This window comes from Mycobacterium sp. 663a-19 (assembly GCF_035616495.1).
Lineage (GTDB): Bacteria > Actinomycetota > Actinomycetes > Mycobacteriales > Mycobacteriaceae > Mycobacterium.
This window is the reverse complement of the sequence record NZ_JAPJAV010000011.1, coordinates 170,434-185,969: the sequence shown is the minus strand read 5'-3', so window position 1 is coordinate 185,969 and position 15,536 is coordinate 170,434. Positions and strand designations below refer to the sequence as shown.

Here is a 15,536-nt window from a genome sequence, read left to right as displayed (position 1 = left end):
GTGGCTCGCCGAGCGGTGGCGGGTGGACACTTGACCGAACGCCTGATTGGTCCGTAGGCGCGATCAATTCAATCTGACCGGCGACGAAAGGTGGCGTTGATGCGGCCCGAGGCTTCGGCCCTCCCAGCCTCCCCGCTAACCGTATGGGTCGGATCGACGAGGTACGTCTTCGCGCCGGGCCGCGACGTGGTGGTGGGCTACGGCCCCGGGTGCGACGTCCCGCTGGACCACGCCGGCCCACCGCCGCAGGCGCCGCGCCCGGAGGTGGTGCTGCGGTTCCTCGGCACGCATTGGGTGGCCATGGACAGGAGCCCGAACGGCATCTTCATCAACGGCTTCCGGGTGCCGGCCGTCGACATCCACGACGGCCAGGCGATCATGATCGGCGACCCGCAGCGGGGTCCGCGGCTGGTCTTTCAGCTCGCCGCCCCGCCGTCGCCGTCGCCCACGCCGTCGCGCCCCACGGAGCGGGATACCGGGCCGATGCAGGTGCCGTCCCAATCGCACCAGGTTGAGCACCAGCTTGAGCCGGCGCCGCCGCCGGTCCGGCCGTTCTCGCCGCCGGTGCCCCCCATCGGACCGCCCGCGGCCCCGTCGCCGCCACCGCACGCCGAGCCGGCTCCACCACCTCCGCCCGAGGCGCCCGCTGTGCCACCACCGCCCCCGCCCCCGGCGCCCGCCGCCGAGGATCAGCAACCACAGGGTCCGGGCCTGATCGAGCGGATGATCACCCGAAAGCTGCGCGCCGCACGCCCGTCGTTCCGCACCGAACAGCCGGAGGCCACCTATCGGCTGCCGCTCAACGCCGGCGCGCGCACGATCGGCGTCGCCGCACATCGCGCGGGCCTCGCCGTCGACGGGCGCGAGCTGCTCACGGATCTGTCGTTCGCCGCGCGCCCGGGCACCCTGACCGCGGTGATCGGGCCGTCGGCCGCGCGCAACTCCGCGGTGCTCGGAATGCTCGCCGGCACAAGGGAACTCAGCTCCGGCCGAGTCACCGTGGACGGCCACGACGTGCGCGCCGAGCCCGAGTCGATGCGCGCCCGCATCGGGATCGTGGCTCGCGAGGACCTGTTGCATCGGCAGCTCACGGTCGAACAGGAAGTGGGCTATGCGGCCGCCCTGCGGTTGCCGCCGGACACCTTGCCCGAGCACCGCCACCGGGTGGTGGATCAGGTTCTCGAAGAACTCGAGCTGACTCCGCATCGCTCGACGCGGATCGGCAAGCTGCCACCGGAAGCGCGGCGGTGCACCTCGCTGGCGGTCGAACTGATCACCCGACCGACGCTGCTGGTGGTCGACGAGCCCGGCGCCGGTTTGGATGTGGCACAGGAGAATCACGTGATGGGGGTGCTGCGACGGCAGGCGGACATCGGCTGTGTCGTCGTGGTGGCGATGAATTCGCCGACGGCGCTGGGCCAGCTCAACCTGTGCGACCAGATCCTGCTGCTCACCGCCGCCGGCACGATGGCGTTCGCCGGCACGCCCCTGCAGGCCCAGTCGCTGCTGGGCACCAACGACTGGTCGGCGGTCCTCGCGCAGGTGCGCGCCGATCCCGACGGGGCGCACCGCGCGTTTCGTGCCCGGCAGCAAGCGGTGGGCCCGCCGGCGCCGCCGGAGGTGGCCGCGCCGTGGCCGCTGCCCGCCGAACTCGGCGCGGGCCGGCAAATCCGGTTCGTGATGAGCCGCCAGCTGCGCCTGCTGGTGGCCGGCCGCGGCTACTTCTTCTTCCTGCTGTTGCTGCCGCTCGTGCTGGCGGCGCTGACGCTGCTGATTCCCGGCAATCACGGCCTGGGCAAGCCGGGCGCGGGCAGCCACCACCCGCACGAGGCAATCGAGATCCTGGCCGCGCTCAACATCGCGGCGGTGATCATCGGTGTTGCGCTGACCATCCGGGAGCTCGTCGGCGAGCGCCGCATCTTTCGGCGCGAGCAGGCCGTCGGGCTGTCGACGCCGGCCTATGTGGCGGGCAAGGCCATCTTCTTCAGCGTGGCCGCGGCGATCCTGACGGCCGTCATGTTCGCGCTCGTCGTCATCGGCAAAGGCGGGCCGGTGCACGGCGCCGTCGTGCTACAGAACGCGACCGTCGAGCTGTATGTGACCGTGGCCTTTACCGCGATCGTGTCCGCGATCACCGGGCTCGCGCTGTCGGCGCTGGGCAAGTCGCTGCGGGAGGTCGTGCCGCTGCTGGTGCCGGTGATCCTGGCGTCGGCGCTGTTCAACGGAAGCCTGGTTCAGCTGGTGAGCATGTGGGGGTTTCAGCAGATCTCGTGGTTCGTCCCGGCGCAGTGGGGCTTTGCGGCCTCGGCGTCGACGGTCGACCTGCGCAGGGTCGACGCGCTGGCCGCCAACGCCCAGATGTGGACGCACTATTCGGGCTGGTGGGTGTTCGACATGATCATGCTGATCGGCTTCGGCAAGGTCGGGATCGGCTTCCTCCTGTACCGGCTGCGGTCGCCCGGCCGCTGAGCCGCGCCGGGCGGGGGGTCATCTTGTTTCAACGGCGCGAGCAGCGGGTTACCGTCGCTTCATGGCGCCAGACATAAGCACGGCCGAACACCTGCGCAACACGCTCGACGGGCGTTGGCGCGACGTGAAGAACCGGATGCGGGAGACGCTGACCGAGGAGCTGTTCCGCCCGCACTACACGCCCAACACGGTGATCGCCCGCACCAAGGTGGCCGAGCAGATGCGGATCATGGCCGCGTTCGGAGCCGCCGCCGACAACTTCCGCAAGGAGCACGGCGGGACCGGCGACGTCGGCGCGGCGATCACGATGATCGAGATGCTCGCGATGTCGGACCTGTCGCTGATGGTCAAGGCCGGGGTGCAGTGGGGGCTGTTCGGCGGCGCCGTGGAAAACCTGGGCACCGAGCGCCACCACGAGGCCTACGTGCCCAAGATCATCAGCCTGGAGCTGCGCGGCTGCTTCGCGATGACCGAGACCGGGCACGGCAGCGACGTGCAGTCGCTGGAGACCACCGCGACCTACGATGCCGAGACCGAAGAGTTCGTCGTCCACTCCCCCACCCCGACGGCCCGCAAGGACTACATCGGTGGCGCTGCCCAAACCGCAACCATGGCAGCGGTTTTCGCGCAATTGATCACCACCGAGGACGGCAAGCCGGTGAACCACGGCGTGCACTGCCTGCTGGTCCCGATCCGCGACGCCGACGGCAACGACCTGCCCGGGGTGACCACATCCGACTGCGAATACAAGGGCGGCCTGCCCGGCGTCGACAACGGCCGCATCGTGTTCGACAACGTCCGCGTCCCGCGGGTCAACCTGCTCAACAAGTTCGGCGACGTCGCCGCCGACGGCACCTACAGCTCCCCGATCGACAACCCCAACCGGCGGTTCTTCACCATGCTGGGCACGCTGGTTCGCGGCCGCATCACTGTGGGCGGCAGCGCGGGCTCCGCGGCCCGGGTGGCGCTGGACATCGCCACCCGATATGCGTTGCAGCGCAGGCAATTCACCGCACCCGACGACGACGACACCGAGGTGCTGATCATGGATTACCTGGTGCATCAGCGCCGGCTGTTCCCGTTGATCGCGAAGTCGTACGCGCTGCAGTTCGCCCAGAACGAGCTGGTCGCCAAGTGCCACGACGTCCAGACGGCGGACGCACCCGACGCCGAGGAGCAGCGCGAGTTGGAGGCCCGCGCCGCGGGGCTGAAGGCGGCCAACACCTGGCACGCGTCGCGGGCCATCCAGGAGGCCCGCGAGGCCTGCGGCGGCGCCGGCTACATGGCCGAGAACCGGCTGATCGCGCTGCGCGGCGACACCGACGTGTTCACCACGTTCGAGGGCGACAACCATGTGCTGACCCAACTGGTCGCCAAGGAACTGCTGACCGCCTACGCCGACGACATCCGCAGCATGAGCCCGGTCGAATGGGTTCGGTTCGCCGCCAACACCGTCGGCGAGCGGGTGATGAAACGGACTGCGGCCGAGGCGATCATGCAGACGATCATCGACGCCCGCCAGGACAGCGAGGAAGAGGGCAGCCTGTTCAACCGCGGCACCCAGGTGACCATGTTCGAGGAGCGCGAGAACTACCTACTGTCTTCGGTCGCGCGCCGGCTGCAGGGCAAGTCGAAGGAGATGTCGGAGTTCGACGCGTTCAACGCCGTGCAGGATCATGTGCTGCATGCGGCGAACGCACACATCGACCGGGTGGTGCTGGAGGCCTTCGTCGCCGGGATCGACTCCTGCGCGGACGAGGACGCCCGCAACCTGCTCGAGCTGGTCTGCGACCTGTACGCGTTGTCGGTGATCGAGGACGACAAGGCCTGGTACGTCGAGCACGGATACCTGTCCACCGGGCGGGCCAAGGCCGTCACCCGCGGCATCAACGACCGCTGCCGGGCGCTGCGCCCGCATGCCAGGACGCTGGTCGACGGTTTCGGCATCCCCGAGGCGCTGCGCTACGCCGAGATGTTGCATCCGGAGAACCTGCCCGACTCCTAGCACGCCGAGTGTGGGGCCTAAGTACGCCAACCGGCTTGAAGTCGTCCCTAGAGCCCACGCTCGGCGGGTCAGCTTGGGCGCCAAGGCTACTGGTTCGGGATCTTGCCCAGCGCCCGCAGCTTGCCGTCGGGACCGATCTGGAACTTCACCGTGCCGATTCCGGTGGGGCAGCAGGGCTGGTCGTTGCCCTTTTGCCATTGGTACTGAACCGTGATCGTGTCATCCGAGGGCGGCAGCACGGAGATGTAGGGCTTCGGGTTCGGCGTGGCCGGGCCCAGCGGCGTGTTGTGATCGAAGAACAGCAACTGCTGCGGCGTGTTTTCGCTGGCGATGGTCGGGATGATCTGCACCCAGTACAGGCGGCACTTGCGGGTGTGCCCGCGCGCGATTTCGACCCAGGAAGAGCCCTCGACGATGATCGGAACCGAGGCGATGGCCCGCCGCACCGTGTCGGCCGTCGGCCCGTCGGAGTCCCTACAGGTGTCGGCCGGTGTCGCGCGCGGCGCCGGGGCGTTCGAGCCGCAACCCGCGGTCAGCAGGATCAGCAGAAGCACGATCAGGCGGCGACGCACACCGCGAGCCTAGCCATCCCGGACGGCTCCTAGAACGCGTAATACGGCCGAAACGTCAAGCGCGTTTGGCTGAAACATCTCGGTCGCACCATTCACTCGAGGATTTGGTCACGTGCTCGAGAGAGGGGCACCCGCGTGACACGGGAATGGGACGTGCCGGACAGCGAAGCCGCCAAGACCGTCTGCCGGTGTCGACTCCGGTATGGCGCGGCCGACCATCAGCCAGGTGACCAGGACCACGTCGACTGGGCCGGACTGCCGGTAAACCTGGACTTGGCGTTTTCCCCGGCGCAGCGCGACAAGGTCTACGCGCAGCACCTGATGCGCAAGCGCCAGGCCCAGCTGCGCCGATGGTCGAACGACCGCGCGTGCGTCTGTGAAATCGTCGCCGAGGACGCCAGCCTCGAGGCCGACTTGGCCGACTCCACGTCCGGCCGGTAGCGACCCCGGGCGACCCGCTGGTCAGCCCAGGTGAGGGCGGTCGGCCGCGACAAGGCATGTCCTATAGTGGGGCTATGCAACAGGCCACACCGCCGCGCCCCGACTTAACGCGCCGCCGCACCGTGGACTTCTGTTGTCCCTGTTGTTGATCTGCTGACGCCTGCTGACGTCCGAGCAATCCTCGCGCTTTTCCCGATGCGGCAGGACCGGGACGCGCGAATCAAAAGTCTTCAGGAAGCCCTGTACCGACACTAGGAAGAAATTTCATGAGCATCGCCGAGGATGTCACGCAGCTCATCGGGGGGACGCCGCTGGTGCGGCTGCGCCGGGTCACCGACGGCGCCGTCGCCGACGTCGTCGCCAAGCTGGAGTTCTTCAACCCGGCGAACAGCGTCAAGGACCGCATCGGGGTCGCCATGATCGACGCGGCCGAGCAGGCCGGCCTGATCAAGCCCGACACGATCATCCTCGAGCCGACGAGCGGCAACACCGGCATCGCGCTGGCGATGGTGTGCGCGGCACGCGGCTACCGATGCGTGCTGACCATGCCCGACACGATGAGCATCGAGCGGCGAATGCTGTTGCGCGCCTACGGTGCTGAGCTCGTGCTGACTCCGGGCGCCGACGGCATGCCCGGCGCCATCGCCAAGGCCGAGGAACTCGCCAAGAGCGACCAACGGTATTTCGTGCCCCAACAATTCGAGAACCCCGCCAACCCGGCGATCCACCGCGCCACGACCGCCGAGGAGGTGTGGCGCGACACCGACGGCAAGGTCGACATCGTCGTGTCCGGGGTCGGCACCGGCGGCACCATCACCGGCGTCGCCCAGGTCATCAAGGAGCGCAAGCCGTCGGCGCAGTTCGTCGCCGTCGAACCGGCCGCCTCACCGGTGCTGTCCGGGGGCCAGAAGGGACCGCACCCGATCCAGGGCATCGGCGCCGGATTCATCCCGCCGGTGCTCGACCAGGAGCTGGTGGACGAGGTCATCACGGTCGGCAACGACGACTCGCTCGCCCTGGCGCGGCGGCTGGCCGCCGAAGAGGGGCTGCTGGTCGGCATCTCCTCGGGCGCGGCCGCGGTGGCGGCCCTGGAGGTGGCGCGCCGCCCCGAGAACGCGGGCAAGCTCGTCGTCGTCGTCCTCCCCGACTTCGGCGAGCGGTACCTGAGCACAGTCCTGTTCGCCGACCTCGCCGACTAGCCATGCTGGCAGCGATACGGCGCGACATTCAGGCGGCCCGAGAGCGGGATCCGGCCAACCCCACCGTGCTGCAGGTCATCTTCTGCTATCCGGGCGTGCACGCGGTGTGGGGCCACCGCATCAGCCACTGGCTCTGGCACCGCGGCGCACGGCTGGCCGCCCGGGCGCTCGCGGAACTCACCCGCATCCTCACCGGGGTCGACGTCCATCCCGGTGCCGTCCTGGGCTCCGGCCTGTTCATCGACCACGCCACCGGCGTGGTGATCGGGGAAACCACCGAGGTGGGCGACGACGTCACGCTGTATCAGGGCGTCACCCTCGGCGGCACGGGCCGGGACACCGGCAAACGGCACCCCACCATCGGTGACCGGGTGACCATCGGCGCCGGGGCCAAGGTCCTCGGCCCGATCAAGATCGGCGAGGACACCCGGATCGGCGCCAACGCCGTCGTGATAAAGCCGGTGCCGGCGAGTTCGGTGGTCGTCGGGGTCCCCGGGCAGATCATCGGCGAGCTGGCGGCCACCGACGATTCGATGATGCCGGATCTGGTGGGAGTCAGCCTCGACTCCCTGCTCACCAGGGTGGCCAGGCTGGAGGCCTCCGGCGACGGCCCGCAGAACGGCCGCGTGATCCGCCCGCCCGAGGCCGGGGTGTGGCACGGCGAGGACTTCTCCATCTGACCCCTCTGACTCCGGGCGGCGGCGCTACCGTGACGTGACGGGCCGAACCACTGGAGGTTGTGATGAGCGATCCCTGCACGCCGCGCATCCCGGCCGCGTTGGCCGCGCCGAGCCTGAACCGCGGGGTCGGCTTCACCCACGAGCAGCGGCGGCGGCTGGGGCTCGCCGGCCGGCTCCCCTCGGCGGTGCTCACCCTCGATCAGCAAGCCGACCGGGTGTGGCATCAATTACAAAGCCTCGCAACGGATCTGGGCCGTAACCTGCTGCTCGAGCAGCTGCACTACCGGCACGAGATTCTGTACTACAAGGTGCTGGAAGACCATCTGACCGAGCTGATGCCGGTGGTGTACACGCCCACCGTCGGTGAGGCCATCCAGCGCTTCTCCGACGAATACCGCGGGCAGCGCGGGCTTTTCCTGTCCATCGACGAGCCCGACGAGATCGGCGAGGCCTTTCGCACGTTCGGCCTGGGGCCCGACGACGTCGACCTGATCGTGTGCACCGACGCCGAGGCCATCCTGGGCATCGGCGATTGGGGTGTGGGCGGAATCCAAATCGCCGTAGGCAAATTGGCGCTCTACACCGCCGGCGGCGGCATCGATCCGCGCCGGTGCATCGCGGTGTCGCTCGACGTCGGCACCGACAACGAGCAGCTGCTGGCCGACCCGTTCTATTTGGGCAATCGCCACGCCCGGCGCCGCGGCGCGGAGTACGACGAGTTCATCAGGCGCTACATCGAGACCGCGCACCAATTGTTTCCGCACGCGATCCTGCATTTCGAGGACTTCGGGCCGCTCAACGCGCGAAAGATCCTGCAGACCTACGGCGACGACTACTGCGTGTTCAACGACGACGTCCAGGGCACCGGGGCGGTGGTCGTCGCCGCGGTCTACGGCGGCTGCCACGTCACCGGCACCCCCCTGCGCGAGCAGAAGGTGATCGTCTTCGGGGCCGGGACCGCCGGCATCGGCGTCGCCGATCAGATCCGCGACGCGATGGTCGCCGACGGCGCCACCGTCGAGCAGGCCACGTCGCGGATCTTTCCGATCGACAGGCAGGGCCTGCTCTTCGACGACATGGACGACCTGCGCGATTTCCAGGTGCCCTACGCGAAGGACCGCCGGCGGCTGGGCGTGGACGGCGGGGTTCGGGTCGGGTTGGTGGACGCGATCAAGCTGACGTCACCGACCGTTCTGGTGGGCTTTTCGACCGTGTTCGGCGCGTTCGACCGGGAGGTCGTCGAGGCGATGACCGCATCGTGCGAACACCCGATGATCTTCCCGCTGTCCAACCCGACCTCGCAGATGGAGGCCATGCCCGCCGACCTGCTGGAGTGGTCCGACGGCAGGGCGCTGATCACCACCGGCACCCCGGTCGCCCCCGTCGACCACAAAGGCACCACCTACAGCATCGGGCAGGCCAACAACGTGCTGGTGTTTCCCGGGATCGGGCTGGGCATCATCGTCGCCGGGGCCAGGCTGCTCACCCGGCACATGCTGCAGGCGGCGGCGAAAGCCGTTGTGCGGCAAGCCAGTCCCACACGCCCGGCAGATTCGCTGTTGCCGGACGTGCAAAACCTGCGCGACATCTCCGCCGCGGTCGCCGAGGCCGTCTATCACGCCGCCGTCGACGACGGGGTGGCCACCAGGGAGCACGACGACGCGGCCCGGGCCGTGCGCGACACGATGTGGTATCCGGTGTACGACTAGGTCGGCTCGGGGCTTCGAGCGTGAATCCTGGGCTTTGAGCGTGCGCTGACGGTGGGATCCGTCCAGATTTTTCGCCCTGAGCTCACCGCGAAAGCCCTGGATTCACAGTGAACGGCCAAACGGCGCCAGCCCGCTCCCCCGCCTGGACTCGAACCAGGAACCCTTCGGTTAACAGCCGAACGCTCTGCCAATTGAGCTACAGGGGACTAACCCGATCGCCGGACGACTCTAGCGTACTGGCATAACCGCGCCCAACTGGCGAACTGCCCGGCTCAGGGGAGCGGGCGGGCGCGCACCCGGGCGGGTGAGGCAGGATGGAGCAATCGATCGTCGGGAGGAACGCTTTGATCCGGTATGTCGTGGTGCTTGCGCTGGGTTACGTGCTGGGCTCGAAGGCCGGGCGGCGCCGATACGAGCAGCTCGCCGGCACCTATCGAGCGCTGACCAGCAGTCCCGTGGCCAAGTCGATGATCGAGGGGGGCCGCCGCAAGATCGCGAATCGGATCTCGCCCGATGCGGGATTTGTGACGCTGACCGAGATCGACGAGCAGACGGCCGTCGTCGAGCGGCCCGCGGACGGGGTGCTCACACCGTCAGATCGTCGCCGCTAGCCTGCTCCAGCAGGCTGCGCCGATAGGCCTCCATGGCGACGAGGTCACCGAACAGCGCGTGATATTCGTCGCCCTGCTCGATGGGCGACATGCGCTGCAGTTTGGACTTCACCTCGGCGATCTGCCGGCCCATCCACACCTCCTGCAGGCGGGCCATCACCCCGGCGATGTAGCGCGGCAGCCGCTCGTCCTCGACGGCGACGGCCTCCACCCCCAGCTCGTTGATCAGGCCCGCGGTCAGGTCCGACGTCGTGTGCCGGCGCACCGCGTCGATCCACTGCGCCCCGGTGGCACCGGTCGACGTGCCGCCGGCCGCGTCGATGGCCGCGCGCACCGCGGCATACCCGGGATGGGTGAAGCTCTCGACGGGCAGCGCGTCGAACACCGGACCGGCGAACGCCGGGTACTGCAACGCCGATTTGAGCGCCTCCCGCTGGGGCCACAGCGTGGGGTCGCGCGGGTCGGGCCGGGCGGCGGCGGGCTCGGCCGCGGCGCGCGGCTGCTGGACGACCCGACCGGGGGCCTCGGATCTCGCGCCGCCCCGCACGGGCGACTTGGACCTCTTCGCCTCGCCCCGCACCCGGTCGATGACCTGCGCGACGTCGTCCCAACCGACCCAGCCGGCGAGCTGGCGGGCGTACTCGTCGCGCAGCGTCGGGTCCTTGATCCGGCCCACCATGGGCACGCAGCGGCGCAGCGCGGCGACCCGGCCCTCGGCGCTGTCCAGGTCCATCTCGGCGATCGCGCTGCGAATCGCAAACTCGAACAACGGGGTTCGCCGCGCGACCAGGTCGCGCAGCGCGCCGTCGCCCGACTTCAGCCGCAGGTCGCAGGGATCCATGCCGTCGGGGGCGACGGCGACGAAGGACTGCCCGGCCAGGTTCTGCTCGCCGTCGAAGGCCTTGAGCGCGGCGGCGCGGCCGGCCTCGTCGCCGTCGAACACGTAGATCAGCTCGCCGCGAAAGAAGCTGTCGTCCATCATCAGCCGGCGCAGCATCGCCAGATGCTCGTCGCCGAACGCGGTGCCGCACGACGCGACGGCCGTGGTGACCCCGGACAGGTGCATCGCCATCACGTCGGTGTAGCCCTCGACGACGACCGCCTGGTGCCCCTTGGCGATGTCGCGTTTGGCCAGATCGATACCGAACATCACCGACGACTTCTTGTACAGCTGGGTCTCGGGGGTGTTGATGTACTTGGCTTCCATCGGGTCGTCGTCGAACAGCCGCCGCGCCCCGAAGCCGATCACCTCGCCGGCCGACGTGCGGATCGGCCAGAGCAGGCGGCGGTGAAAGCGATCCATCGGCCCGCGCCGCCCTTGCCGGGACAGGCCGGCGGCCTCCAGCTCCTTGAACTCAAAACCCTTGCGCTGCAGGTGTTTTGTCAGCGAATCCCAGCCCGACGGCGCGAACCCACAGCCGAAACGACGAGCCGCCTCGGCGTCGAAGTTCCGTTCGCTCAGGTACTGGCGGGCGGGCGCCGCCTCGGCGGACTGCAGCGCCGCCGCGTAGAACTCCGCGGCGGCGGCGTTGGCCGCGACGAGCCTGCTGCGGCTGCCGCGGTCGCGCTGCACGCTGGTGGCCGAGCCGGTGTAGCTGATCGTGTACCCGACCCGGTCGGCCAGCAGCTCGACGGCCTCGACGAAGCTGGCGTGCTCGATCTTCTGGACGAACGCGTACACGTCGCCGCCCTCGCCGCAGCCGAAACAGTGAAAGTGGCCGTGATTCGGGCGGACATGAAACGACGGCGACTTCTCGTTGTGGAACGGGCACAGGCCCTTGAGCGAGTCGGCGCCGGCGCGCTTCAGCTGCACATAGTCGCCGACGACATCCTCGATGCGGGCCTGTTCGCGGATGGCGGCGATATCGCGCTCGGAGATACGGCCAGCCATCGGCCCAGTCTAAGACCCCGGCCGGTTCAGCTGGCCGGGCCGATGACGCCGCACGCGACCCGGTCCATCGCCATGTCGTCCGCGCCGTGCAGCATCAACGCGGTCTTGTTGCCGCCCAGCAGCTGGTCCCTGGTGAACCCGTCACTGGTGGTCACCAGGTAGCCGGAGCCGTCCTGGCGCACCTGCAGCGAGGTCAGGTCGCCGCTTTCGGGCTTCCCGGTGTGCCCGGGCGCCTGGTAGTGACCGCCCGCGGACAGGAAATTCCCGGGCGGGCCGCCGCCGGGCGCAACGGAGTTCGGCTCGCACTTGCCGATCTCGTGAATGTGCAGCCCGTGGAAGCCGGGCGCCAGGATTCCGGTGGCGACGGTCTTGACGGTGACGGTGGCGTAGCCGCCGGTGAAGTCGAACGTCGCCGTGGCCACGGCCCGCCCGTCGGGCGCGTTCAGTTGGGCCGAAAGCGATGCGGCACCGGGCGACGGGCTGCCCGTCGTCGACGATTCCGGTGCTCCGCTCTTGACGGGCGGCGTGGTGCCGGGCTGCGTGCTCGGGTGCTGGGGCGAGTTGCATGCGCTCACGGCCAGGACGGGAAGCGACAGCAGGGCGGCGACGGCGGTCAGTTTGGTCATAGGCTCCGAGCCTAGCCCCGCCTGGTGTCGATGCGTTCCAGCCGGCCTTCGGTGTAGGACGCGATCTGATCGACGACGGCCCGCCACCGGGCGCCGTCGTCGGCGGCGGTGGTGAACGCCGCGGCGAAAACCGGATCGAGGGTTCCGGGCGCACCGGCGTACAGCCACTGCGCCACCCGGTGGATGCGTTCGCGCTGCCGGGCCTGCGTCTCCAGATGCCGCGGGTCGGACATGATGAACTGCAGCGCCAGGATTTTCAGCAGCGTCACCTCGGCGCGCACCAGGTCGGGAACCTGCAGATCGGCCCGATAGCGCGCCAGCGGCCCGGGGCCGGCCGCGGCGCGCGTGGTGGCGATCGCGGCCGAGGCGAAGCGTCCCACCAATTCACTGGTCAACCGCTTGAGCGCGACCGACGAGGCCAGCGTGGCGTCGTACTTGCCCACCGCGGCGACCACCTGCAGCCCGGACAGCCGCCGCGCGGCCGCCATGAAGTCGTCGGCGCTCAGCCGGGAGAATTCGCTCTCCCCCAGCCTGGCCAGCGTGGCGGCCTCGTCGTCGTCGGCGAGCACGCGCAGGTCGATGCGTTGCGAAACGACGCCGTCCTCGACGTCGTGCACCGAATAGGCGATGTCGTCGGCCCAGTCCATCACCTGCGCCTCCAGGCAGGTCCGGTCCGCGGGCGCCTCCCGGCGGACCCAGTGCGCCGGCTCGAGGTCCTCGGCGTAGAACCCGAACTTGGCCCGGCCCTCGCGGCGCGTCCACGGATACTTGGTGACCGCATCCAGCGACGCGCGGGTCAGGTTCAGCCCGACGCTGTCTCCTTGCGCGTCAAGCACTTTCGGTTCGAGGCTGGTCAGGATTCGGAAGTTCTGCGCATTGCCCTCGAAGCCGCCGTAGGCGGCGGCGACCTCGTCGAGGGCGCGCTCGCCGTTGTGGCCGTAGGGCGGGTGCCCGATGTCGTGGGCCAGGCCGGCGAGCTCGACGAGATCGGGGTCGCAGCCCAGGCCGACCGCCATGCCGCGGCCGATCTGCGCCACTTCCAGCGAATGCGTCAGCCGGGTGCGCGGGGTGTCGCCCTCCCGCGGCCCGACGACCTGCGTCTTGTCGGCCAGCCGGCGCAGCGCGGCGCTGTGCAGGACGCGGGCCCGGTCCCGCGCGAAGTCGGTGCGATGCTGGCCTTCGGTGCCCGGCAGGCCCGCGGTCTTCGGCGCTTCGGGCACCCGTCGCTGACGGTCGAAGTCGTCGTAGGGATCTTGCTGTTTTGCGGCCACCGCAGCACAGTCTGCCAGGGACGGGCGCGCCTCGATGCCCGCTCGGCCGCACCGCGGGCCGGGCTTTAGATTGACGTATGCGCACTCGCCTGTTCGGTGTGATCCTGGCGATCCTCGCCACGGGGCTGCTGCTGGCCCCCGCGGCCGTCGCGCAACCGCCGTTTCGGCTGCCGGGGCAGATCACCGACAACGCCGGTGTCCTGTCGGAGTCCGGTCGCGCCGCGGTGACCTCCTCCGTCGACAAGCTCTACACCGATCGCCACATCCGGCTGTGGGTGGTCTACGTCGACGACTTCTCCGGGCAGAGCTCAGAGGACTGGGCGAAGCGCACCATCAGCGTCAGCGACCTGGGCGACTACGACGCGCTACTGGCCGTGGCCACCGCCGGCCGGGCGTACGCGTTCCTGGTGCCGTCGGCCGTGCGCAGCGTCACCCGAAGCCAGGTGGATAGCCTGCGGCACAACCGGATCGAACCCGCGCTGCACGCCGGCGACTTCGGCGGCGCGGCCGTCGCCGCGGCCGACGGGCTCGACGCGCCGCCCGGATCGGCCAACCGGGTGGTTCTGCTGGTGGCGCTGGGTGTCATCGTCATCGCGGCGGCGGTGCTGGTGTCGGTCATGCGCTTTCGCGCCCGGCGGCGCCGCGGCGCCGCGCTGGCCGCGGCGCGGCGAGTCGACCCGACGGACGCCGATGCGCTGGCCGCCGTGCCGCTGGAGGCCCTCGACGACCTGTCCCGCTCGATGGTGGTGGAGGTCGACAACGCGCTGCGCACCAGCTCCAACGAACTCGCCCTTGCCGTCGACGAATTCGGCGAAGAGCGGACCCAACCGTTCACCCGAGCGGTGGACAACGCCAAAGCGGCTCTGTCCCAAGCGTTTACCGTGCGACAGCAGCTTGACGACGGCATACCCGAGACACCGGCGCGGCGTCGCGAGCTGCTCACCCGCGTGATCGTGTCGGCGGCGCGCGCCGACCGCGAACTGGAGTCGCAGGCCGAGGCGTTCGAGAAGCTGCGGGATCTGGTGATCAACGCGCCCTCGCGGCTGGACGCGCTGACCCGGCAGGTGGTCGAGCTCACCAGCCGCCTCGGCCCGGCCGAACAGCGGCTGGCCGAGCTGCACAACGAATTCGACCCCGCCGCACTGGCTTCGGTCTCCGGGAACGTGACGACCGCCAAGCAGCGGCTGGCGTTCGCCGACCGCAACATCGGCTCGGCCCGCGCCCTCGCCGACAAGGCGGTGAGCGGGCAGCAGACCGGCCTGGTGGACGCCTACCACGCCGCCGAGTCGGCGCTCGGCCAGGCGCGCACGTTGCTCGATGCGGTCGACAGCGCGGCCGGCGACATCCGGCACGCCATCGACAAGCTGCCGTCCGTCATGGCCGACGTCCAGGCGGGCATCGAGCACGCCGACGAGCTACTGCGCGACCGGAACGCCAAGTCCGCCCACGGCGGCGAGCTGCTCGCGGCGCGGGACGCGGCCGCCAACGCCGTCGACGGCGCGCGCAGCGGCGGCGCCACCGATCCGCTGGGTGCGTTCGCCCGGCTGACCAAGGCCGACGCCGACCTCAACCGGCTATTGGCCACCCTCGCCGAGGAACGAGCGAACGCCGAACGGCTCAACCGTTCCCTCGAACAGGCCTTGTTCACCGCCGAGTCGCGGGTGCGCGGGGTTTCCGAATACATCGACACCCGGCGTGGCAGCGTCGGACCCGAGGCCCGGACCCGGCTCGCCGAGGCCAACCGGCACCTGGCGGCCGCGCGGGACAAGAAGGCGGCCAACCCGGCCGAGGCGATCGCGCACGCCAACGCGGCGTCGACGCTGGCCGCCACCGCGCAGTCGTTGGCCAACGCCGATGTGCAATCGGCGCAACGCGCCTACGCCGGACGCAGAGGCGACGACACCGGCGCGCTGCTCGGCGGAATCATCCTCGGCGACCTGCTCAGCGGCGGCATGCGGGGAGGGTTCGGCGGCTGGAGCCCCGCGTCGTTCGGCGGCGCCTCGTCCGGGGGCGGCTTCATGGGTGGCGGCGGGCGCTTCTAGGGCGCCCGCGCACCGGCCAA

General features: G+C 70.0%; 12 protein-coding genes and 1 tRNA gene. 8 read left to right on the top strand and 5 right to left on the bottom strand.

What is annotated here, in order from left to right:
- The first annotated feature begins 99 nt into the window (after positions 1 to 99).
- Positions 100 to 2,469 carry an ATP-binding cassette domain-containing protein gene (locus OQ968_RS19735; RefSeq protein ID WP_324680952.1) on the top strand — a complete coding sequence of 790 codons (2,370 nt, stop codon included), beginning with the start codon at positions 100 to 102 and terminating at the stop codon, positions 2,467 to 2,469.
- A gap of 61 nt (positions 2,470 to 2,530) precedes the next feature.
- The gene (locus OQ968_RS19730; protein ID WP_324680950.1) at positions 2,531 to 4,474 is read left to right on the top strand and encodes an acyl-CoA dehydrogenase; all 1,944 of its coding nucleotides are present in this window, start codon (positions 2,531 to 2,533) and stop codon (positions 4,472 to 4,474) included.
- 86 nt (positions 4,475 to 4,560) lie between these two features.
- On the opposite strand, the gene OQ968_RS19725 is transcribed toward OQ968_RS19730, so the two are convergent.
- Positions 4,561 to 5,028, bottom strand: coding sequence for an LppP/LprE family lipoprotein (locus OQ968_RS19725; RefSeq protein WP_324680976.1), 468 nt, complete (start codon positions 5,026 to 5,028; stop codon positions 4,561 to 4,563).
- Between the two features lie 153 nt (positions 5,029 to 5,181).
- Here OQ968_RS19725 and OQ968_RS19720 point away from each other — a divergent pair, with 153 nt between their 5' ends.
- The 4 genes from OQ968_RS19720 to OQ968_RS19705 all read left to right on the top strand — a co-directional run bounded on the left by OQ968_RS19720 (position 5,182) and on the right by OQ968_RS19705 (position 9,075).
- A complete protein-coding gene (locus OQ968_RS19720; protein WP_324680948.1) occupies positions 5,182 to 5,487 on the top strand; it encodes a hypothetical protein in 306 nt (101 codons plus the stop codon).
- 266 nt (positions 5,488 to 5,753) lie between these two features.
- Positions 5,754 to 6,686: a cysteine synthase A gene (cysK, locus tag OQ968_RS19715; RefSeq protein WP_324680946.1), complete on the top strand. Its 933-nt coding sequence runs from the start codon at positions 5,754 to 5,756 to the stop codon at positions 6,684 to 6,686.
- Between the two features lie 2 nt (positions 6,687 to 6,688).
- Positions 6,689 to 7,366: a serine O-acetyltransferase gene (gene cysE, locus OQ968_RS19710; protein ID WP_324680944.1), complete on the top strand. Its 678-nt coding sequence runs from the start codon at positions 6,689 to 6,691 to the stop codon at positions 7,364 to 7,366.
- Positions 7,367 to 7,428: 62 nt separating this feature from the next.
- Complete coding sequence (locus OQ968_RS19705; RefSeq protein ID WP_324680942.1) at positions 7,429 to 9,075, top strand: NAD-dependent malic enzyme; 1,647 nt, start codon at positions 7,429 to 7,431, stop codon at positions 9,073 to 9,075.
- Positions 9,076 to 9,208: 133 nt separating this feature from the next.
- Here the strand turns inward: OQ968_RS19705 and OQ968_RS19700 are convergent.
- Positions 9,209 to 9,281, bottom strand: a tRNA-Asn gene (locus OQ968_RS19700).
- A 138-nt stretch (positions 9,282 to 9,419) separates the two neighbouring features.
- On the opposite strand from OQ968_RS19700, the gene OQ968_RS19695 reads away from it, so the two are divergent.
- Positions 9,420 to 9,686, top strand: coding sequence for a hypothetical protein (locus tag OQ968_RS19695; protein ID WP_324680975.1), 267 nt, complete (start codon positions 9,420 to 9,422; stop codon positions 9,684 to 9,686).
- Here the strand turns inward: OQ968_RS19695 and dnaG are convergent.
- Genes dnaG through OQ968_RS19680 form a run of 3 tightly spaced genes read right to left on the bottom strand, consistent with a single transcriptional unit; the run spans position 9,661 to position 13,474 of the window.
- A complete protein-coding gene (gene dnaG / locus OQ968_RS19690) occupies positions 9,661 to 11,577 on the bottom strand; it encodes a DNA primase (protein ID WP_324680940.1) in 1,917 nt (638 codons plus the stop codon). The genes OQ968_RS19695 and dnaG overlap by 26 nt on opposite strands.
- A gap of 26 nt (positions 11,578 to 11,603) precedes the next feature.
- Positions 11,604 to 12,203 carry a superoxide dismutase[Cu-Zn] gene (gene sodC, locus OQ968_RS19685; RefSeq protein ID WP_324680938.1) on the bottom strand — a complete coding sequence of 200 codons (600 nt, stop codon included), beginning with the start codon at positions 12,201 to 12,203 and terminating at the stop codon, positions 11,604 to 11,606.
- 11 nt (positions 12,204 to 12,214) lie between these two features.
- Positions 12,215 to 13,474: a deoxyguanosinetriphosphate triphosphohydrolase gene (locus OQ968_RS19680; protein WP_324680936.1), complete on the bottom strand. Its 1,260-nt coding sequence runs from the start codon at positions 13,472 to 13,474 to the stop codon at positions 12,215 to 12,217.
- 77 nt (positions 13,475 to 13,551) lie between these two features.
- Between OQ968_RS19680 and OQ968_RS19675 the strand changes: the two genes are divergently transcribed.
- On the top strand, positions 13,552 to 15,516 hold the full coding sequence (locus OQ968_RS19675) for a TPM domain-containing protein (RefSeq protein ID WP_324680934.1): 1,965 nt from the start codon (positions 13,552 to 13,554) through the stop codon (positions 15,514 to 15,516).
- Positions 15,517 to 15,536 lie beyond the last annotated feature (20 nt).

Excerpts from the sequence above, each read along its gene's own strand:
- cysE (WP_324680944.1), top strand. The coding sequence starts at position 6,689 with ATGCTGGCAGCGATACGGCGCGACATTCAGGCGGCCCGAGAGCGGGAT.
- OQ968_RS19705 (WP_324680942.1), top strand. The coding sequence starts at position 7,429 with ATGAGCGATCCCTGCACGCCGCGCATCCCGGCCGCGTTGGCCGCGCCG.
- OQ968_RS19735 (WP_324680952.1), top strand. The coding sequence starts at position 100 with ATGCGGCCCGAGGCTTCGGCCCTCCCAGCCTCCCCGCTAACCGTATGG.
- OQ968_RS19675 (WP_324680934.1), top strand. The coding sequence starts at position 13,552 with ATGCGCACTCGCCTGTTCGGTGTGATCCTGGCGATCCTCGCCACGGGG.
- dnaG (WP_324680940.1), bottom strand. The coding sequence starts at position 11,577 with ATGGCTGGCCGTATCTCCGAGCGCGATATCGCCGCCATCCGCGAACAG.
- OQ968_RS19730 (WP_324680950.1), top strand. The coding sequence starts at position 2,531 with ATGGCGCCAGACATAAGCACGGCCGAACACCTGCGCAACACGCTCGAC.
- cysK (WP_324680946.1), top strand. The coding sequence starts at position 5,754 with ATGAGCATCGCCGAGGATGTCACGCAGCTCATCGGGGGGACGCCGCTG.
- sodC (WP_324680938.1), bottom strand. The coding sequence starts at position 12,203 with ATGACCAAACTGACCGCCGTCGCCGCCCTGCTGTCGCTTCCCGTCCTG.